Consider the following 20,287-nt stretch of genomic DNA (forward strand, 5'->3'; position numbering starts at 1 on the left):
GGTGATTGTGAATCAGTCCCGCAAACCGGGGGACAACTCGGCGGCAATTCTATCAGAACTTGCCTACACGTAAGAGATAATTTGCGCCGAACTAAGTTTCAGCAATACCTGCAAATTTCTCACGCAATTTATCTAGAGCACGTTTGTAACGCATTTTTGTTGCACTCAAGCCCATATGCATGATGTCTGCGATCTCCTGAAACTCCAGCTCTGCGACAAATCGTAGCACCAGAATTTCACGGTCAATCGGGTTCACATGCACCAACCAGCGATCAAGTCCACCCTTTTCCTCGGGTTTCGGCGCCTTTTCTTCAGACGCTTCCTCGAGGGGGTCCAGACTCAAAGCATCCATCAAGCGACGCTTTCGCCGTTCTTTCCGATACTGCGTGATGCATTCGTTGTACGTGATGCTATATAGCCATGTCTTGAACTTCGATTTCCCCTCGAAATTCTTCAGCCCATACAGCACCTTCAACATCACTTCCTGACAGACATCGTCCGCGTCGCGATCGTTCCCAAGATATCGTGCACAGACGTTAAATAATGTTCGCTGGTAACGCCGCATCAATTCTTCATAGGCGCGCGTCACGTGAAACAGCTCGGTATGCGAGCGCGCGACCAACTCCTCATCAGAGAGCTCGCGGGGGTCGTAGCGCGTGGAGAGCGGTTGAGCTTTATTCAAAACAAGTCAGGCCGACAGTCAGGTCAATGTCCGCCGCAGCCCTTCAGGGCATTTCGCGGCGGCATACATTAGCAGGGTTTGCCGGGTTAGCGGCTACTCACATGCTGCTCCAGGAGAATCCGATTGGAGAGAGAGACTAGCTCACCCTCATCGGTCAGCAATGTGGTTTTAACCGTGCCGATCTCCTCGATCTGCCCTTCGACCTCGCCAACACGCACTTGTTGCCCAACCTGATACAACTCACGCACATAGATTCCCGCAAGAATCTGACCGGCAATTTCCCGGCTTCCCAACCCCATGGCCAGCGCGACAGCCAGACCAACGGTAATCAAAACGATCACGATCACATGGTTGAGCAGGTCAGTCTTGACCTCCAACTGGCTGATCGCGACCGAAATACTGATGATGATCACCAGGCCCTGGGCAATCCGCCCCAGGCCCGCCGCGTAGTCCAGGCCCACGCCTTCGGCGGCGCCACGCACCAGGCCGTTGGCCAATTGTGCCAGCAGGACACCTACCAGCAGCACCAGCGCGGCGCCGAATACTTTCGGCAAATACAGCGCCAGCATGTCGAGCGTAGCTGAAACCCGCTCAAGTCCAAGGGATTCTGCGGCAGAAACCAGAAAAATCAGCAGAACGAACCAATAGACGATTTTACCGATCAGCGTCGAGATCGGCACCTGCAGGCCGGCCCGGGACATCAGTTTTGTCAGACCGGTACCGCCCATCAGGCGATCGAGGCCCAGCTTGGCGAGCAACTTGGACAGCAAAGTGTCCAGAAGTTTCGCCACGACGAAACCCAGCAGCAGCACGACCAGTGCGCCAAACAGGTTCGGAATGAAGTTGGCGACCTTGGTCCATAACGCAGTCATTGCAGTGACGAGGCTCTGTGTCCAGAGATCAAGTTCCATATTCAATCAGCCTTATCAGCAGTGCGAGCGGTAGGTTTGCGGAGACGGGAAACCGGCGAGACATGGGCCGATCCATTGTTCAAGGCGATCATCAGCGCGGGCAACCAGCGCCCCAGCAGGCTGAACAGATCGCCGGCGCCAACCTGGCGGTTGGCGGTTTTCAGGACGCGGCCCAGGCACGCATCGTCGTCACGGGTGGACGGTGAAGCGTTCAGCATGTCGCGCAAAGACTGTTCAAACGGATCGTGCATACGCACCTCTCGTGATGTCTGTGAAAGACGCGGCCAGATTTGCACGGGTCACATGACGCATCGTCAGACCCAGCGCAAACGTCGGAACAACCACCATTGGCCCAGCGCCACCAATGCCATCAACAGACAGGCAACCATGAAGCCGTAGGGACTGGCAGAAAACGGAATGCCCCCCACATTGATCCCCAACAGACCGGTCAGAAAACTCATCGGCAAAAAGATCCCGGTGATGATTCCGAAGCGGTACATCGTGCGATTCATGCGCACGCTCAAACGCCGGTCTTCGGCCTCCAGGACCAGCCCCACCCGCTCGCGCGTCAATTCCAGCTCCTCGAGATAACGGGTCAGGCTGTTGTTCAATTCGTTCCAGTAGTCGCCATCGTCCTCGACGAACCACGGCAGTTTTATCCGGGTCAGTTGACCGAAAATGTCCCGCTGCGGCGCCAGGAAACGCTTAAGCCCGGCAGCCCTGCGACGGATCTGCAAAATGGAGCCGTGCTCCGGGGTATACCGTTCGTCGGCATCCAGTTTTTCTTCTTCCTCATCGACCACTTCCGAGAGGCAACTGACCAGATCCTGCACTTTATGGGTGAGGTACTGAGCCATATAAAGGATGAGTTCGGAGGCGGTTTTCGGCCCCTTGCCTTCGGCCAGTTGCACCAGCAATTCATCGGTGGCACGCAGCGGACGCAGACGCAGGGAAATCACCCGTTGCGCCGAAGCGAAGATCCGCACCGAGACCATGTCTTCCGGCTCGGCCCCGGGATTGAGGTTCACCCCACGCAAAAATAGCAGCAGTTCGCTGTCAGTCAGCTGTAAAAGACGCGGACGGGTGTTTTCTTCCAGCAACAGGTCACAGGTAAACTCGCTCAGACCGCTGGATTTGCGCAGCCAGGTCTGTGTTTGCGGGTGACTGCGGTCCCAGTGCAGCCACAGGCTTTCATGCGTCTGCAACTGCAAGTCATCGAGTTCAGTCCGGGCTATCGAACGCGCACCGCCCTTGCCATCCAGCACCAGGGCATGCACCAGCCCCCACTGCGCGTTGTCTTCCTCGAACATCCGCATTCCTTGGGTCAAATCTTATGCTGGCATCTGCAGCGGGCTGGGCGAGACGATCACGCCGTTGTTGTCCGCATAGAGGTAGTGGCCTGGGTGGAAAGTCACACCGGCAAAGGTCACCGCGACGTTGAGGTCGCCGAGGCCGCGCTTTTCGGTTTTCATCGGGTGGCTGGCCAGGGCCTGGACGCCCAGATCCGTTTGCGCGATGACATCGACGTCGCGGATGCAACCGTAGATCACCAGGCCTTCCCAACCATTCTTTGCCGCTTTCTCGGCGATCATGTCGCCCAGCAATGCACGGCGCAGGGAACCACCGCCATCGACCACCAGCACCTTGCCGTTGCCCTTGAGCTCGGCCTGCTCCTTGACCAGCGAATTGTCTTCGAAGCACTTGATGGTCACGATTTCACCACCGAAGGAATCGCGGCCACCGAAATTGCTGAACATCGGCTCCAGCACCTGAACCAGCTCCGGATAGGCGTCGCACAGGTCAGGTGTAAGGTAATGGTTCATCGAGAAACTCCTGTAAAGAGGAAGACAATCGAGGATGTCGCAAAGTGACCGGAAAAGCGCAATGCGTCATATCTTAGCCGCAAGCCGGTCAGAGCGAAATGCCCTTGATAGAGCATCGGGCTCAGACCGCCGCGGCCAAATCCACCTTGTCGCCCAGCAACGGCGTGTGCGGGTCGTTCAACCAGCGCACCACCAATGGCCACACTTCGGCCTGTGCGACTTTGCTGATGAGCATTTCCACGTGACCGAAATTGTCGCCAAAACCCTGCTCTCGCCCCAGGTTGATGAACTGCTTGTGCTCGGAACCCAGTTGATCGAACAGCTTGCGACAGGCCCACGCCGGATCCTGATGATCGCCCGCCGCACTCACGGCCAGCACCGGCACCTGGACGTTGGCCAGCCCCGCCCACCAATCCTTGTCGCGATCGCCAAAGCGCCCGAACAGCCCGTACCAGCGCATGCTTTCCAGGGCCAGGCCAATCGGCTCGTCCTCCGGGCCGCGCTTGAGCCGTGAACCGGAGAGCTGGGCAAAGCGCTTGAGAATGAAGCGCCCACCCCACTCCACCGGCGGAATCTTCAAAGGCCAGTAGGTGCGGCTGACTTGCGTCCCGAAAAACGCCGCCGAAGCCACCACTGGCTCGCCGATGTATTCGCCGCCCAGCGCCGCCGCCAGGGTAATGCCGCCCAGGGAATGACCGATCCAGTGGGGAATCTGGCCACTCTGCTCACGCACGAATGCGCCAATGGCCGGCAGATCGTAACGCGCATAGTCGGCGACACGATTCTTGCGGTAGTCCTGGTTGCGCTGGGACAGGCCGTGGCCTCGCATCTCCGCGATCCACACATCGAACCCCAGGCGCGCCAGGTGAGCCCCCAGACCCACGCCCTTGGGCGAGAACCAGAAACGGCGGTTGGAAAAACTGCCGTGCAACAGAATCACCGGCACACCGCGCACCGCTGGCTCATCGGCCATGCCCAGGCGCGTGACGGCCAGTTCGACCGTGCCGTCAGGGCTGTTGCCCGGTTTCAATCGATAGACATCTTCGCTCAGATCGCCGCGCCGCTCGGCGCTGATCAGGGCGACAGGAAACAGGTTGCTGCTGCTTTGCATAATGCTCTTGCACAAAAAAGGGCGGCATCCTTGAAGAGCCCGCCCTACTTGAAAATCCAGACAGGCCGATCAATGTGGGAGCGAGCCTGCTCGCGATGGAGGCGCGAACAACGCAGGCATCCAGGCTGCCCGAGTCATCGTTTACGTCCATCGCGAGCAGGCTCGCTCCCACCCAAGAGCGACTGTCCGTGCCTGTCAGGCCGAAGCTTGACCTTCCGCCAGGAAGAACCAGGTTTCCAGCACGGAATCCGGGTTCAACGAAACGCTTTCGATGCCCTGCTCCATCAGCCACTTGGCCAGGTCAGGGTGGTCCGAAGGGCCCTGGCCGCAGATGCCGATGTATTTGCCAGCCTTGTTGCACGCGGCAATGGCATTGGCCAGCAGCTTCTTGACCGCCGGGTTACGCTCGTCGAACAGGTGCGCGATGATCCCGGAGTCACGGTCCAGGCCCAGGGTCAGCTGGGTCAGGTCGTTGGAACCAATGGAGAAGCCGTCGAAGTATTCGAGGAATTCTTCGGCGAGGATGGCGTTGGACGGCAACTCGCACATCATGATGATGCGCAGGCCGTTTTCACCACGGGCCAGGCCTTTCTCCGCCAGCAGGTCCACGACCTGGCTCGCTTCACCCAGGGTACGGACGAACGGCACCATGATTTCGACGTTGGTCAGGCCCATCTCGTTGCGCACGCGCTTGAGGGCGCGGCATTCGAGTTCGAAGCAGTCACGGAACGATTCGCTGATGTAACGCGAAGCCCCGCGGAAGCCCAGCATCGGGTTTTCTTCTTCCGGCTCGTAGAGCTTGCCGCCGATCAGGTTGGCGTATTCGTTGGACTTGAAGTCCGACAGGCGCACGATGACCTTTTTCGGCCAGAACGCTGCGGCCAGGGTGCTGATGCCCTCGACCAGTTTCTCGACGTAGAAGCCGACCGGGTCGTTGTAGCCGGCAATGCGCTTGTCGACGCTGTCCTTGATGTCCTGTGGCAGGCCGTCGTAGTTCAACAGCGCCTTGGGGTGCACGCCGATCATGCGGTTGATGATGAACTCCAGGCGGGCCAGGCCCACACCGGCGTTCGGCAGTTGCGCGAAGTCAAAGGCGCGGTCCGGGTTGCCGACGTTCATCATGATCTTGAACGGCAGGTCCGGCATCGCATCGACGGAGTTCTTCTTGATGTCGAAGCCCAGCTCGCCTTCGAAGATGTAGCCGGTGTCGCCTTCGGCGCAGGAAACTGTGACGCCCTGGCCTTCCTTCAGCAGTTCGGTGGCATTGCCGCAACCGACCACGGCCGGAATCCCCAGTTCACGGGCGATGATCGCCGCGTGGCAGGTACGACCGCCACGGTTGGTGACGATGGCGCTGGCGCGCTTCATGACCGGTTCCCAATCCGGGTCGGTCATGTCGGAGACCAGGACGTCGCCGACCTGGACCTTGTCCATCTCGGACACGTCCTTGATGATGCGAACCTTGCCGGCGCCGATGCGCTGCCCAATGGCGCGGCCTTCCACCAGCACGGTGCCGGTTTCCTTCAGCAGGTAACGCTCCATGACGTTGGCCTGGGTGCGGCTCTTCACGGTTTCCGGACGGGCCTGCACGATGTACAGCTTGCCGTCGTCACCGTCCTTGGCCCATTCGATGTCCATCGGGCACTGGTAGTGCTTCTCGATGATCATCGCCTGCTTGGCCAGCTCGCTGACTTCGGCGTCGGTCAGGCAGAAACGCGCGCGATCAGCCTTGTCGACATCGACGGTCTTGACCGAACGACCGGCCTTGGCCTCGTCGCCGTAGATCATCTTGATGGCCTTGCTGCCCAGGTTGCGGCGCAGGATCGCCGGACGACCGGCGGTCAGGGTGTTCTTGTGGACGTAGAATTCATCCGGGTTCACCGCGCCTTGCACGACGGTTTCACCCAGGCCGTAGGCGCCGGTGATGAACACCACGTCACGGAAACCCGACTCGGTATCGAGGGTGAACATCACGCCGGCGGTGCCGGTTTCGGAGCGGACCATGCGCTGCACGCCGGCCGACAGGGCGACCAGCTTGTGGTCGAAGCCCTGGTGCACGCGATAGGAAATGGCGCGGTCGTTGAAAAGAGAGGCAAACACTTCCTTGACGGCGCGAATGACGTTGTCGACACCACGGATGTTCAGGAAGGTTTCCTGCTGGCCGGCGAAGGAAGCGTCCGGCAAGTCTTCGGCGGTAGCGGAAGAGCGCACGGCCACGGCCACGTCGGGGTTACCGGCCGACAGCGCGGCGAATGCGGTACGGATCTCGGTGTTCAGCTTTTCCGGGAACTCGGCGTCCATGATCCACTGACGGATCTGTGCGCCGGTCTTGGCCAGGGCGTTCACATCGTCGACGTCCAGTGCATCGAGGGCGTCGTGAATCTGCTGGTTCAGGCCGCTCAGTTCCAGGAAATCACGATAAGCCTGGGCGGTCGTGGCGAAGCCACCGGGTACCGATACACCGGCACCTGCGAGGTTACTGATCATCTCGCCCAGGGATGCGTTCTTGCCCCCCACATGCTCAACATCGTGTTTGCCGAGCTTATCGAGGGAAACTACGTACTCTACCAAGGTGATCTCTCCACTGACTGTGTTGGAAAAGCTCAGAAGCTGGCGACTCTGAAGGAGCATTTGCCAGCTATATGGCCTGGACCTGGAAAATAAGTGAGAATGCGGGCCATCGGCGGCCGGCAAATCGCGCCTATCATATCCAAGAATGCTCATTAGCTTAAGGCCCAAGGTGCAAATGAAACGATCTGCTTTCTTTATCTCCGATGGCACCGGCATCACCGCCGAAACCCTGGGTCAAAGCCTCCTGGCGCAGTTCGAAAACATTACCTTCAGCAAATTCACCCGGCCGTACATCGACAGCGCGGACAAAGCGCGGGCCATGGTACAACAAATCAACAAGGCCGCCGAAACCGACGGCTTCCGGCCGATCATCTTCGACACCATCGTCAATCAGGACATCCGTGAGATCCTCGCGACGTCCAATGGTTTCATGATCGACATTTTCTCGACGTTCCTGGCGCCGCTCGAACAGGAACTGACCGAGCATTCTTCCTATACCGTCGGCAAGTCCCATTCCATCGGCACCAACTCCAACTACATGGAGCGCATCGAGGCGGTGAACTTCGCCCTCGACAACGACGACGGCGCCCGCACGCACTACTACGACAAGGCCGACCTGATCCTGGTTGGCGTGTCGCGCTGCGGCAAGACGCCCACCTGCCTGTACATGGCCATGCAATTCGGTATCCGTGCGGCCAACTACCCGCTGACCGAAGACGACATGGAACGCCTGACCCTGCCCAGCGCCCTGCGCGCCCACCAGCACAAGCTGTTCGGCCTGACCATCGACCCGGACCGCCTCACCGCGATCCGCAACGAACGCAAGCCCAACAGTCGCTACTCCAGCTACGCGCAATGCGAGTTCGAAGTGCGCGAAGTGGAGAATCTGTTCCGCCGCGAGAACATTCCGAACATCAACTCCACGCATTTTTCCGTTGAAGAGATTTCCGCGAAGATCCTTGTGGAAAAAGGCGTGGAGCGGCGGTTCAAGTAGTCATGTGGCGTCTGATCTGACGCCTTCGCGAGCAAGCCCGCTCCCACAGGGTTCTGTTGTGAATGCAATACCTGAGTGCACCACAAACCCTGTGGGAGCGGGCTTGCTCGCGAAGAACGATAACGCGGTTCCTCAGATCACAAACAAATCCACAAACCGGTTGACCGGCGTCGCCTCAAGCCGCGCCTGATCCTTGCACAGCGCCAGGATCTCCTCGCTCCGCTGGCCGGTGAATCGTGTCAGCAGGTTCGCCCGAAACTTCTCCTCCAGCAACGGAATACCTTCGGCACGCCGCCGACGATGGCCGATCGGGTATTCCACCAGCACGTTTTCGGTGCTGGAACCGTCCTTGAAGAGCACCTGCAGCGCATTGGCAATGGAACGCTTGTCCGGCTCCAGGTATTCACGGCTGAAGCGCGGCTCTTCGACGATGACCATTTTCTCGCGCATCACATCGATGATCGGGTGCGCCTTGTGGAAATCGTCTTCGTACTGCTCGGCCACCAGATTGCCGAAGACCAGCGGCACGGCGGTCATGTACTGGATGCAGTGGTCGCGATCCGCCGCATTGGCCAGCGGTCCGACCTTGGAAATGATGCGAATCGCCGATTCGTGGGTGGTGATGACGATTCGGTCGATCTCATGCAGGCGATTGCGCACCTGGGGGTGCAATGTCACGGCGGCTTCGCAGGCCGTTTGCGCATGGAATTCGGCTGGGAAGCTGATCTTGAACAGCACGTGCTCCATCACGTAAGTACCGTAGGGGCGGGAAAAGCTGAACGCCCGCTGGTCTTCGGGTTTGAGCGCCAGATCGTTGTTGGTGTGGCTGAACAGCACGTCGTAGAAGCCCCACTGCCGGGCGCTCAGTACGCCAGGAATGCCCATTTCGCCGCGCAGGGCGATGTCTGCCAGGCGCACGCCGCGGCTGGACGCATCGCCCGCCGCCCAGGATTTGCGCGAGCCGGCGTTCGGCGCATGCCGATAAGTGCGCAGCGCCTGCCCGTCGGCGAAGGCATGGGACAACGCCGACAGCAATTGCTCGCGATTGGCGCCCATCAACTTCGCGGTGACGGCGGTCGAGGCGACTTTCACCAGAATGACGTGATCGAGGCCGACACGATTGAAGGCGTTTTCCAGCGCGATCACGCCCTGTATCTCGTGGGCCATGATCATGGCGTCGAGCACCGCGCGAACGGTCAGCGGGGCTTCGCCCTGGGCCAGGCGCTTTTGCGACAGGTGGTCGGCCACCGCGAGAATGCCGCCCAGATTATCCGACGGATGTCCCCATTCGGCAGCGAGCCAGGTGTCGTTGTAGTCCAGCCAGCGCACGATGCAGCCGATGTCCCAGGCGGCCTTGACCGGATCCAGCCGGAACGAGGTCCCCGGTACACGAGCGCCATGGGGCACCACCGTCCCCTCGACAACCGGCCCCAGGTGCTTGGTGCATTCGGGAAACCGCAGCGCCAGCAGGCCGCAGCCCAGGGTGTCCATCAGGCAGTTGCGGGCAGTGTCCAGGGCTTCCGGTGACTGGATCTTGAAGTTGAGGACGTAATCGGCAATGTCCTGCAGGACCTGGTCGTAGTCCGGGCGATTGTTCAGATCAACGTTGGCGCTCATGTTCGATTCACTCGTGAAGTGGTTCGTTGATGGGACCTCGGTTCAGGGCTGTCTCGGTTTGTCGCGTTGTTATTGTGAAAACGGTCAACCCCTGTGGGAGCGGGCTTGCTCGCGAAAGCGGTTTGACAGGCAATATTGAGTCGACTGATACACCGCTTTCGCGAGCAAGCCCGCTCCCACAGGGGATCAGTGGCCGGTTAGAACGAATCCCCCGGCACCCGCACGAAACCTTCCATCAATACCCGCGCACTGCGACTCATGATGGCTTTCTTGACGGTCCATTCGCCGTTGACCTGGCTCGCTTCGGCACCGACGCGCAAGGTGCCGGACGGATGCCCGAAACGCACCGCGTTACGCTCGATACCGCCCGCCGCAAGGTTGACCAGGGTGCCGGAGATCGCTGCTGCCGTGCCGATGGCCACCGCAGCGGTGCCCATCATCGCGTGGTGCAACTTGCCCATGGACAGCGCCCGCACCAGCAAGTCGACATCAGTGGCGGCTATCGCTTTACCGCTGGAAGCGACGTAGTCCGCCGGTTTGGCGACGAATGCCACTTTCGGCGTGTGCTGGCGCTTGGCGGCTTCGTCGACATTGGCGATCAGCCCCATGCGCACAGCGCCGTAGGCGCGGATGGTCTCGAACATCTGCAGCGCTTTCGGGTCGCCGTTGATCGCGCCCTGCAACTCGGTGCCGGTGTAGCCGATGTCCGCCGCATTGACGAAAATCGTCGGGATGCCGGCGTTGATCAGCGTCGCCTTGAAGGTGCCGACACCCGGTACTTCCAGGTCATCGACCAGGTTGCCGGTGGGGAACATCGAACCGCCGCCGCCCTCTTCTTCCGCCGCCGGGTCGAGAAACTCGACCTGCACTTCAGCCGCCGGAAAGGTCACGCCGTCGAGTTCGAAATCGCCGGTTTCCTGCACCTCACCGTTGGTGATCGGCACATGGGCAATGATGGTCTTGCCGATGTTGGCCTGCCACACGCGCACCACCGCCACGCCGTTGTGCGGAATGCGGCTGGCGTCCACCAGGCCGTTGCTGATGGCAAACGAACCGACCGCCGCCGACAGGTTGCCGCAGTTGCCACTCCAGTCGACGAACGGCTTGTCGATGGACACCTGACCGAACAGGTAATCGACATCGTGATCAGCCTTGATGCTTTTCGACAGGATCACGGTTTTGCTGGTGCTGGACGTCGCGCCGCCCATGCCGTCGATTTGCTTGTCGTACGGGTCGGGACTGCCGATCACCCGCAACAGCAACGCATCGCGGGCCGGACCTGGAATCTGCGCCGCCTCCGGCAGATCCTGCAGGCTGAAAAACACGCCCTTGCTGGTGCCGCCGCGCATGTAGGTGGCGGGTATCTTGATTTGAGGTACGTGAGCCATGGTGCTCCTTACTCCTGACCGTGCATCAGGCAGGGGATGTGCCCCTGCCTGAACAGCTTGTGTTAGACGGCGACCGCCGATTCTTCGAGGAAGTCCTGGGCGAAGCGCTGCAACACGCCGCCGGCCTCGTAGATCGACACCTCCTCGGCGGTGTCGAGGCGGCAGGTCACCGGCACCTCGACGCGCTCGCCGTCCTTGCGATGGATCACCAGCGTCAGCTCGGCGCGCGGGGTGCGCTCGCCCAGCACGTCATAGGTTTCGCTGCCGTCGATGGCCAGGGTGTGACGGTTGGTGCCCGGCTTGAACTCCAGCGGCAACACGCCCATGCCCACCAGGTTGGTGCGGTGGATACGCTCGAAACCTTCGGCGGCAATCGCTTCCACACCCGCCAGGCGCACGCCTTTGGCCGCCCAGTCGCGGGACGAGCCCTGGCCGTAGTCGGCACCGGCGATGATGATCAGCGGCTGCTTGCGGTCCATGTAGGTCTCGATGGCTTCCCACATGCGCATCACCTTGCCTTCTGGCTCGACGCGGGCCAGCGAGCCCTGCTTGACCTTGCCGTTTTCCTTGACCATTTCATTGAACAGTTTCGGGTTGGCGAACGTCGCGCGCTGGGCTGTCAGGTGGTCGCCACGGTGGGTCGCGTAGGAGTTGAAGTCCTCTTCCGGCAGGCCCATTTTCGCCAGGTATTCGCCAGCGGCACTGTCGAGCATGATGGCGTTGGACGGCGACAGGTGATCGGTGGTGATGTTGTCCGGCAGCACGGCCAGGGGACGCATGCCCTTGAGCGGACGCGCGCCGGCCAGTGCGCCTTCCCAGTACGGCGGACGGCGGATGTAGGTGCTCATCTCGCGCCAGTCGTACAGTGGCGTGACTTTCGGGCCGGTGTCTTCATGAATGGCGAACATCGGGATGTAGACCTGGCGGAACTGCTCGGGCTTGACCGAAGCCTTGACCACGGCGTCGATTTCCTCGTCGCTCGGCCAGATGTCCTTCAGGCGGATTTCCTGGCCATCGACCACGCCCAGCACATCTTTTTCGATGTCGAAACGGATGGTCCCGGCGATGGCGTAAGCGACCACCAGCGGCGGCGAGGCAAGAAACGCCTGCTTGGCGTACGGGTGAATCCGCCCGTCGAAGTTGCGGTTGCCGGACAGCACGGCGGTGGCGTACAGGTCACGGTCGATGATTTCCTGCTGGATCACCGGGTCCAGCGCACCGGACATGCCGTTGCAGGTGGTGCAGGCAAACGCCACCACACCGAAGCCGAGTTGTTCCAGCTCATCGGTCAGGCCGGCTTCGTCGAGGTACAGCGCCACGGTTTTCGAGCCCGGCGCCAGGGACGATTTGACCCAAGGCTTGCGGGTCAGCCCAAGCTTGTTGGCATTGCGCGCCAGCAGGCCGGCGGCGATCACATTGCGCGGGTTGCTGGTGTTGGTGCAGCTGGTGATGGCGGCAATGATCACCGCGCCGTCCGGCATCTGGCCCGGTACGTCTTGCCACGGGCCGGAAATGCCTTTCGCCGCCAGATCCGCCACCGCGACCCGGGCGTGCGGATTGCTCGGGCCCGCCATGTTGCGCACCACCGAGGACAGGTCGAAGGTCAGGCCACGCTCGTATTGCGCGCCCTTGAGGCTGTCCGCCCACAGGCCGATTGTTCTGGCATAGTTTTCGACCAACTGCACCTGATCGTCTTCACGGCCGGTGAGCTTGAGGTAATCGATGGTCTGCTGGTCGATGTAGAACATCGCGGCGGTGGCGCCGTATTCCGGAGCCATGTTGGAGATGGTGGCCCGGTCGCCCAGGGTCAGCCTCGAGGCACCTTCACCGAAGAACTCCAGCCAGGCACCGACGACTTTCTGCTGGCGCAGGAACTCGGTCAGCGCCAGCACCATGTCGGTGGCGGTGATGCCCGGTTGCAGCTTGCCGGTCAGCTCGACGCCGACGCTTTCCGGCAGGCGCATCCACGATGCGCGGCCGAGCATCACGCTTTCCGCTTCCAGGCCACCGACGCCGATGGCGATCACGCCCAGCGCATCGACGTGCGGGGTGTGGCTGTCGGTGCCGACGCAGGTGTCGGGGAACGCGACGCCGTCACGCACCTGGATCACCGGGGACATTTTCTCCAGGTTGATCTGGTGCATGATGCCGTTGCCCGGCGGAATCACATCGACGTTCTTGAACGCCTTCTTGGTCCAGTTGATGAAATGGAAACGGTCTTCGTTGCGCCGGTCTTCGATGGCGCGGTTCTTCTCGAACGCCTGCGGATCGAAGCCGCCGCGCTCGACGGCCAGGGAGTGGTCGACGATCAGTTGCGTCGGCACCACCGGGTTCACCTGCGCCGGATCACCGCCTTGCTGGGCGATGGCGTCACGCAGGCCGGCGAGGTCCACCAGAGCGGTCTGGCCGAGGATGTCGTGGCACACCACGCGGGCCGGGAACCACGGGAAGTCGAGGTCGCGCTTGCGCTCGATGAATTGCTTGAGGGATTCGGTGAGCGTGGCCGGATCGCAACGACGCACCAGGTTTTCCGCCAGCACGCGGGAGGTGTACGGCAGGGTGTCGTAGGCGCCGGGCTGGATGGCCTCGACCGCCGCACGGACATCGAAGTAATCCAGGGAGCTGCCGGGCAGCGGTTTACGGAATTGAGTGTTCATCGTCAGGACTCGGTCACGGTAAATACAAAAGGCGGGGCGTTGCGCCGATCCTGAAAACTTGCACCGTCCACTGTGGGAGCGGGCTTGCTCGCGAATGCGATCTGACATCCAACATTGATGTCGACTGATACACCGCTTTCGCGAGCAAGCCCGCTCCCACATTGGTTACCGGTTCATTCAGCAATCAGCGCATTAGCCCCCACCATTCAGCGTTGTTCGATTGGCACGAACTTGCGCTGGTCGACGCCGGTGTATTCGGCGCTCGGGCGGATGATGCGGTTGTTGGCGCGTTGTTCGTACACGTGGCCCGCCCAGCCGGTCAGGCGCGAGCAGACGAAAATCGGCGTGAACAATTTGGTCGGGATGCCCATGAAGTGGTACGCCGAGGCATGGTAGAAATCGGCGTTCGGAAACAGTTTCTTCTGTTCCCACATGGTCTTGTCGATGGCTTCGGAGACCGGGAACAGCACCTTGTCGCCCACTTCGTCAGCGAGTTTTTTCGACCAGCCCTTGATCACTTCATTGCGCGGATCGTTGTCTTTGTAGATCGCGTGGCCGAACCCCATGATCTTGTCCTTGCGCTCGAGCATGCCGAGGGTGCCCTTGATCGCCTCCTCCGGCGACGAGAAACGCTCGATCATTTCCATCGCCGCTTCGTTGGCGCCACCATGCAGCGGGCCGCGCAGCGAGCCGATGGCCGCGGTGATGCAGGAGAACAGGTCGGACAAGGTCGAGGCGCACACCCGGGCGGTGAAGGTCGAGGCGTTGAATTCATGCTCCGCGTAGAGGATCAGCGAAACGTTCATCACCTTGACGTGCAGATCGCTTGGCTTCTTGCCGTGCAGCAGGTACAGGAAGTGGCCGCCGATGGACGGCTCGTCGCTCACGCATTCGATGCGTTTGCCTTCATGACTGAAGCGATACCAGTAGGTCATGATCGCCGGGAAGGCGGCCAGCAGACGGTCGGTCTTGTCCCGTTGCTCGGAGAAATCATGTTCCGGCTCGAGGTTGCCCAGGAACGAGCACCCGGTGCGCATCACGTCCATCGGATGGGCATCGGCCGGGATGCGTTCCAGCACTTCCTTCAGGGCTTGCGGCAGGTCGCGCAGCTTGCCCAGCTTGGCGATGTAGGCCGCCAGTTGCGCCTTGTCCGGCAACTCGCCGTACAGCAGCAGGTAAGCGACTTCTTCGAATTGCGCGTCAGCCGCCAGGTCGCGAACGTCGTAGCCGCGATAGGTCAGGCCAGCGCCGGACTGGCCCACGGTGGACAGTGCGGTCTGCCCGGCCACCTGGCCACGGAGCCCGGCGCCACTGAGTACTTTTGCTTCGGCCATTGCTGTCTCCAGTTTTCTTGAATTTGTTGGGGAATCGGCAAATCAATCACGGTCATATCGCTCTCTGTAGGAGCGAGCTTGCTCCTACAGGTGCAGCGAGTTACTTCTTCGCGGCAAACAACGCGTCGAGCTTCTGTTCGAAAGTGTGGTAGTCGATGCGATCGTAAAGCTCCATGCGGGTCTGCATGGTGTCGATCACGTTCTGTTGTGTGCCGTCGCGGCGGATGGCGGTGTAGACATTTTCCGCCGCTTTGTTCATCGCGCGGAACGCCGACAGCGGGTACAGCACCAGCGAGACATCGGCACCGGCCAGTTGCTCGGTGGTGTACAGCGGGGTTGCACCGAATTCGGTGATGTTGGCCAGGATCGGCGCTTTCACCCGGTTGGCGAACAGTTTGTACATGTCCAGCTCGGTGATGGCTTCCGGGAACACCATGTCGGCGCCGGCCTCGATGCACGCGGCGGCGCGGTCCAGGGCGGACTCCAGGCCTTCCACCGCCAGGGCGTCGGTGCGGGCCATGATCACGAAGCTGTCATCGGTGCGCGCATCGACGGCCGCCTTGATGCGGTCGACCATTTCCTGCTGCGAAACGATTTCCTTGTTGGGACGATGGCCACAACGCTTGGCGCCGACCTGGTCCTCGATGTGGATCGCCGCCGCGCCGAACTTGATCATCGACTTGACGGTACGGGCCACGTTGAACGCCGAGGAACCGAAACCGGTGTCCACGTCCACCAGCAGCGGCAGGTCGCAGACGTCGGTGATACGACGCACGTCGGTCAGCACGTCATCCAGGCCGGTAATGCCCAGGTCCGGCACGCCGAGGGAGCCGGCAGCGACCCCGCCGCCAGACAGGTAAATTGCCTTGAAACCGGCACGCTTGGCCAGCAGCGCGTGGTTGGCGTTGATCGCGCCGACCACTTGCAATGGATGCTCGCTGGCGACCGCATCGCGGAAACGCTGGCCTGGAGTGCTCTTGTTGGAACTCATGACTCACCTCGTTTGGCTGTCGGGTTGGCGCCGTCCTGATAATGACGGGCGATATTGCGTTTGGAAGCGCCGATGTGACGGCGCATCAACAACTCGGCCAGTTCACCGTCACGGTCGGCGATGGCATCGAGAATCCGGTGGTGTTCGGCAAAGGCCTGGTGCGGACGGTTGGGCGTGGTGGAAAACTGGATGCGGTACATGCGCACCAACTGATAGAGCTCGCCGCAGAGCATTTGCGTGAGGGTGCGGTTGCCGCTGCCCTGGATGATCCGGTAATGGAAGTCGAAATCGCCTTCCTGCTGGTAATAGCCGACCCCGGCCTGAAACGCGGCATCGCGCTCGTGGGTTTCAAGAACCTGGCGCAGCTCGTCGATTTCTTCGAGGGTCATGCGTTCGGCTGCCAGACGGCAGGCCATGCCTTCGAGGGATTCGCGGATCTCGTAGAGTTCCACCAGTTCGGCGTGGCTCAACGACACCACTCGCGCGCCGACATGCGGCACACGCACCAGCAGGCGCTGGCCTTCCAGGCGATGGATGGCTTCGCGCAACGGACCCCGGCTGATGCCATAGGTGCGCGCCAGCTCCGGCTCGGAAATCTTGCTGCCCGGAGCGATCTCGCCCTTGACGATGGCCGCCTGAATGCGCCGGAAGACATTCTCGGAAAGTGTTTCCGAATCGTCCTGAGCAATGGCCGGGGGATCGAGTTGATCCAGCATATTGTCGACACCTTGAAAGCTGATGCGGCAAAAAGTAGCGAATCAAGCCATGGCAGTCAAAGGATAAATGGATATTGTCGACAATCGTCTAATAACCGCTTGCACCATTACGAAGCAGCCCTACTGTTTATAGCCACCTCCCGGCGCTGGCGCCACATGACCACCGTGCTAGAATGCCGCCCGCAATTGCTTGTGACATCTGCACTGATTGTCATAAAGAGCTGATAGGCATACGAAGGAGCTTGCGCAGCGATGCCAGGGCCTTGAATCGAAACACGGACCGCTGTGCACCAGGATTTATGAGACTCAAGCCCTTCCCTACCTTCCTTTATCTGCTCTGCCTGCCCGGTGTCGCCGCGGCGGGGGAAAAGACTGTCTATGGCCTCAACGAGTACGCTTCGCTCGACGGCATCAATCTGGAAGTCGCGGCCAAACTCGACACGGGGGCGAAAACCGCCTCGCTGAGTGCCCGCGACATCAAACGCTTCAAACGCAACGGCGAGTCCTGGGTGCGCTTCTACCTGGCGATCGATGCCGCGCATTCGCACCCCATCGAGCGTCCGCTGGCCCGCGTCAGCAAGATCAAGCGCCGTGCCGGCGACTACGATCCTGAAGAAGGCAAGAAGTACACCGCTCGTCCGGTGATCGAGCTCGATATCTGCATGGGGTCGGCTTTACGCAGCATCGAAGTGAACTTGACCGACCGAAGTGCATTCCAATACCCGCTCCTGATCGGCTCCGAAGCCCTGAAGCGCTTTGATGCGCTGGTCGACCCCAGTCTTAAATACGCTGCTGGCAAACCCGCCTGCGCCACCGACGTACATACCGCAGAGTAATTCCAATGCGCGCTCTTACCCTTCATCTGAAAATGCTGATCGCCATCCTGGTGGTGCTGGGCATTTCAGTCACGGCCTACCAGATCTTCGTGCTCGGCATTCCCGTCACCGAGGACGCCACCGACGACCTGTGGAACATCGACGCCAAGGTCGAGTTCGTCGCCAGCGCCAAGGACCCGGTCAAGATCCAGATGTTCGTGCCGCCACTGAGCCGCGATTACGTCAGCCTCAATGAAAGCTTCATTTCCAACAATTACGGCGTGGCCGTGAACCGTGTCGACGGCAACCGCAAGGTGACCTGGTCGGCACGCCGGGCCAAGGGCAACCAGACCCTGTATTACCGCTTGGTGCTGACCAAACGCTACAGCGCTGAAAAAACCAAGATCAAAGGCCCGACCTTCCGCGACAGCATCGCCGTGGAAGGCCCGGAAAAAGTCGCCGCCGAAGCATTGCTCGCACCGATCCGCCAGCACTCGGCCGACGTCGAGACCTTCATTGGCGAAGCGATCAAGCGCGTCAACAACGTCAATGACGACAACGTGAAACTGTTGCTCGCCGGTGATCCGTCCAGCGGTCACAAGGCGAAGATCGTCGAACTGGTGCTGTCCATCGCCCACGTGCCGGTGGAAAAGGTCCACACCATCCGCCTGGTGGCCGACCAACCGCAAACGCCGGAACTGTGGCTGCGCAGTTTCAACGGCACCGACTGGCTGTACTTCAACCCGGAAACCGGCGAACAGGGCCTGCCCACCGACCGCCTGCTGTGGTGGACCGGTGACGAAAACCTGATCACCGTCGATGGCGGCAAAAAGGCCAACGTGACGTTCAGCCTGAACAACAGCGAAATGAACGCCATTCGCCTGGCCAAGCTGACCGACGAGAACACCGACGCCAACTTCCTCGAGTACTCGTTGTACGGCCTGCCGCTGCAAACCCAGCAGACCTTCATGATCATGGTGATGATCCCGATCGGCGTGCTGGTGATCCTGATCCTGCGCAACCTGGTCGGCCTGCAGACCCTGGGCACCTTCACCCCGGTACTGATCGCCCTGGCCTTCCGCGAAACCCAGCTGGGCTTTGGCATCGTGCTGTTCACCGTCATCACCGCGCTGGGGCTGTCGCTGCGCTCCTACCTCGAACACCTGAAGCTGCAAATGCTGCCGAGGCTGTCGGTGGTGCTGACCTTCGTGGTGGTGCTGATCGCGGCGATCAGCCTGTTCAGCCACAAGCTCGGCCTGGAGCGCGGCTTGTCCGTGGCGCTGTTCCCGATGGTGATCCTGACCATGACCATCGAACGCCTGTCGATCACCTGGGAAGAGCGCGGGTCCGGGCATGCCATGAAAGTGGCCATCGGCACCCTGTTCGCCGCTTCCCTGGCACACCTGATCATGAGCGTGCCGGAGCTGGTGTACTTCGTGTTCACCTTCCCGGCGGTGCTGCTGATCCTGGTGGGCTTCATGCTGGCCATGGGTCGCTATCGCGGCTACCGCCTGACCGAACTGGTGCGCTTCAAGGCGTTCCTGAAAAAGGCTGACGCCTGATGTTCGGTTTCTGGAAGACCTGGAAAGCCCTGGAAGCCCGGGGCATCATGGGGATCAATCGGCGCAACGCGGACTACGTGCTCAAGTACAACAAGCGCAGTCTGTACCCGATCGTCGACGACAAGATCATCACCAAGGAACGTGCAATCGCCGCCGGCATCCACGTGCCGGAGCTGTACGGCATCATTTCCACCGAGAAGGAAATCGACAACCTCGACGACATCATCGGCGGCCGCAGCGACTTCGTGATCAAACCGGCCCAGGGCGCGGGCGGTGACGGCATCATCGTGATCGCCGACCGCTTCGAGGGCCGCTATCGCACGGTATCCGGCAAGATCATCAGCCATGAGGAGATCGAGCACCACGTCTCCAGCATCCTCACCGGCCTTTATTCATTGGGCGGACACCGGGATCGGGCGCTGATCGAATACCGGGTGACCCCCGACCAGATCTTCAAGAGCATCAGCTACGAAGGCGTGCCGGATATCCGCATCATCGTGCTGATGGGCTACCCCGTGATGGCGATGCTGCGCCTGCCAACGCGCCAGTCCGGTGGCAAGGCCAACCTGCACCAGGGTGCCATCGGCGTCGGGGTCGACCTCGCCACGGGCCTGACCCTGCGCGGCACCTGGCTGAACAACATCATCACCAAACACCCGGACACCACCAACGCGGTGGACGGCGTGCAACTGCCCTACTGGGACGGTTTCATGAAACTCGCGGCCGGCTGCTATGAGCTGTGCGGGCTGGGTTACATCGGTGTCGACATGGTGCTGGACCAGGAAAAAGGCCCCTTGATCCTCGAGCTCAACGCCCGGCCAGGGCTGAACATCCAGATCGCCAACGACTGCGGGCTGACGTTGCGCACCCATGCGGTCGAAGCGCGGCTGGAGGAATTGAAGGCCCGCGGCGTGACGGAAACCGTCGAGGAACGCGTGGCGTTCGTGCAGGAAATATTCGGCCATATTCCGCCGGTCGAGGGTTGATCCGGGACTCAATTGACACCATCGCGAGCAGGCTCGCTCCCACACGTTTTGCGGTGTTGCGCAGATTGCGTTCACACCATGATTACGGTGGGAGCGAGCCTGCTCGCGAAGACAATCGAACAGGCACCA

The 20,287-nt window shown here is 60.9% G+C and carries 17 protein-coding genes; 4 read left to right on the forward strand and 13 right to left on the reverse strand.

Going from position 1 to position 20,287, the window contains the following annotated elements:
• Positions 1–91: 91 nt before the first annotated feature.
• The 7 genes from sigX to ppsA all read right to left on the reverse strand — a co-directional run bounded on the left by sigX (position 92) and on the right by ppsA (position 7,098).
• On the reverse strand, positions 92–682 hold the full coding sequence (sigX, locus tag ACM6IM_RS12000) for an RNA polymerase sigma factor SigX (protein ID WP_092303030.1): 591 nt from the start codon (positions 680–682) through the stop codon (positions 92–94).
• 86 nt (positions 683–768) lie between these two features.
• Positions 769–1,593 (reverse strand): mechanosensitive ion channel family protein, encoded by an 825-nt coding sequence (locus ACM6IM_RS12005; protein ID WP_095165479.1) that lies wholly within the window; start codon positions 1,591–1,593, stop codon positions 769–771.
• A gap of 2 nt (positions 1,594–1,595) precedes the next feature.
• Positions 1,596–1,844 carry a CrfX protein gene (locus ACM6IM_RS12010; RefSeq protein ID WP_075949122.1) on the reverse strand — a complete coding sequence of 83 codons (249 nt, stop codon included), beginning with the start codon at positions 1,842–1,844 and terminating at the stop codon, positions 1,596–1,598.
• A 63-nt stretch (positions 1,845–1,907) separates the two neighbouring features.
• Positions 1,908–2,903 carry a zinc transporter ZntB gene (locus ACM6IM_RS12015; RefSeq protein ID WP_414865236.1) on the reverse strand — a complete coding sequence of 332 codons (996 nt, stop codon included), beginning with the start codon at positions 2,901–2,903 and terminating at the stop codon, positions 1,908–1,910.
• 21 nt (positions 2,904–2,924) lie between these two features.
• Positions 2,925–3,416, reverse strand: coding sequence for a ribonuclease E activity regulator RraA (gene rraA / locus ACM6IM_RS12020; RefSeq protein WP_192301918.1), 492 nt, complete (start codon positions 3,414–3,416; stop codon positions 2,925–2,927).
• A gap of 121 nt (positions 3,417–3,537) precedes the next feature.
• Positions 3,538–4,527 (reverse strand): alpha/beta fold hydrolase, encoded by a 990-nt coding sequence (locus ACM6IM_RS12025; protein ID WP_201189495.1) that lies wholly within the window; start codon positions 4,525–4,527, stop codon positions 3,538–3,540.
• A 195-nt stretch (positions 4,528–4,722) separates the two neighbouring features.
• Positions 4,723–7,098, reverse strand: coding sequence for a phosphoenolpyruvate synthase (ppsA, locus tag ACM6IM_RS12030; protein WP_414865237.1), 2,376 nt, complete (start codon positions 7,096–7,098; stop codon positions 4,723–4,725).
• Positions 7,099–7,273: 175 nt separating this feature from the next.
• Here ppsA and ACM6IM_RS12035 point away from each other — a divergent pair, with 175 nt between their 5' ends.
• On the forward strand, positions 7,274–8,092 hold the full coding sequence (locus tag ACM6IM_RS12035; RefSeq protein ID WP_192301921.1) for a pyruvate, water dikinase regulatory protein: 819 nt from the start codon (positions 7,274–7,276) through the stop codon (positions 8,090–8,092).
• Positions 8,093–8,224: 132 nt separating this feature from the next.
• Here ACM6IM_RS12035 and prpD read toward each other — a convergent pair whose 3' ends face one another.
• From prpD to ACM6IM_RS12065, 6 genes are all read right to left on the reverse strand, one after another.
• Positions 8,225–9,709 carry a 2-methylcitrate dehydratase gene (gene prpD / locus ACM6IM_RS12040; protein ID WP_414865238.1) on the reverse strand — a complete coding sequence of 495 codons (1,485 nt, stop codon included), beginning with the start codon at positions 9,707–9,709 and terminating at the stop codon, positions 8,225–8,227.
• 197 nt (positions 9,710–9,906) lie between these two features.
• The gene (gene prpF / locus ACM6IM_RS12045) at positions 9,907–11,097 is read right to left on the reverse strand and encodes a 2-methylaconitate cis-trans isomerase PrpF (RefSeq protein ID WP_414865239.1); all 1,191 of its coding nucleotides are present in this window, start codon (positions 11,095–11,097) and stop codon (positions 9,907–9,909) included.
• 62 nt (positions 11,098–11,159) lie between these two features.
• Positions 11,160–13,754, reverse strand: coding sequence for a Fe/S-dependent 2-methylisocitrate dehydratase AcnD (gene acnD / locus ACM6IM_RS12050; RefSeq protein ID WP_414865240.1), 2,595 nt, complete (start codon positions 13,752–13,754; stop codon positions 11,160–11,162).
• Positions 13,755–13,960: 206 nt separating this feature from the next.
• Positions 13,961–15,088, reverse strand: a complete 1,128-nt coding sequence (gene prpC / locus ACM6IM_RS12055) for a 2-methylcitrate synthase (protein ID WP_414865241.1) — start codon at positions 15,086–15,088, stop codon at positions 13,961–13,963.
• A gap of 100 nt (positions 15,089–15,188) precedes the next feature.
• Positions 15,189–16,079, reverse strand: coding sequence for a methylisocitrate lyase (prpB, locus tag ACM6IM_RS12060; protein ID WP_128606851.1), 891 nt, complete (start codon positions 16,077–16,079; stop codon positions 15,189–15,191).
• Positions 16,076–16,792: a GntR family transcriptional regulator gene (locus ACM6IM_RS12065; protein WP_414865496.1), complete on the reverse strand. Its 717-nt coding sequence runs from the start codon at positions 16,790–16,792 to the stop codon at positions 16,076–16,078. Before ACM6IM_RS12065 ends, prpB begins: the two co-directional genes overlap by 4 nt.
• A gap of 302 nt (positions 16,793–17,094) precedes the next feature.
• Between ACM6IM_RS12065 and ACM6IM_RS12070 the strand changes: the two genes are divergently transcribed.
• The 3 genes from ACM6IM_RS12070 to ACM6IM_RS12080 are packed head-to-tail and all read left to right on the forward strand — an operon-like array spanning position 17,095 to position 20,158.
• The gene (locus ACM6IM_RS12070; RefSeq protein WP_192301927.1) at positions 17,095–17,631 is read left to right on the forward strand and encodes an ATP-dependent zinc protease; all 537 of its coding nucleotides are present in this window, start codon (positions 17,095–17,097) and stop codon (positions 17,629–17,631) included.
• A 5-nt stretch (positions 17,632–17,636) separates the two neighbouring features.
• Positions 17,637–19,172: an inactive transglutaminase family protein gene (locus tag ACM6IM_RS12075; protein ID WP_192301928.1), complete on the forward strand. Its 1,536-nt coding sequence runs from the start codon at positions 17,637–17,639 to the stop codon at positions 19,170–19,172.
• Positions 19,172–20,158, forward strand: a complete 987-nt coding sequence (locus ACM6IM_RS12080) for an alpha-L-glutamate ligase-like protein (protein WP_414865242.1) — start codon at positions 19,172–19,174, stop codon at positions 20,156–20,158. Before ACM6IM_RS12075 ends, ACM6IM_RS12080 begins: the two co-directional genes overlap by 1 nt.
• The last annotated feature ends 129 nt before the right edge of the window (positions 20,159–20,287 follow it).

It is taken from the genome of Pseudomonas sp. IT-P12, assembly GCF_949767465.1.
In the GTDB taxonomy this organism is placed as follows: domain Bacteria; phylum Pseudomonadota; class Gammaproteobacteria; order Pseudomonadales; family Pseudomonadaceae; genus Aquipseudomonas.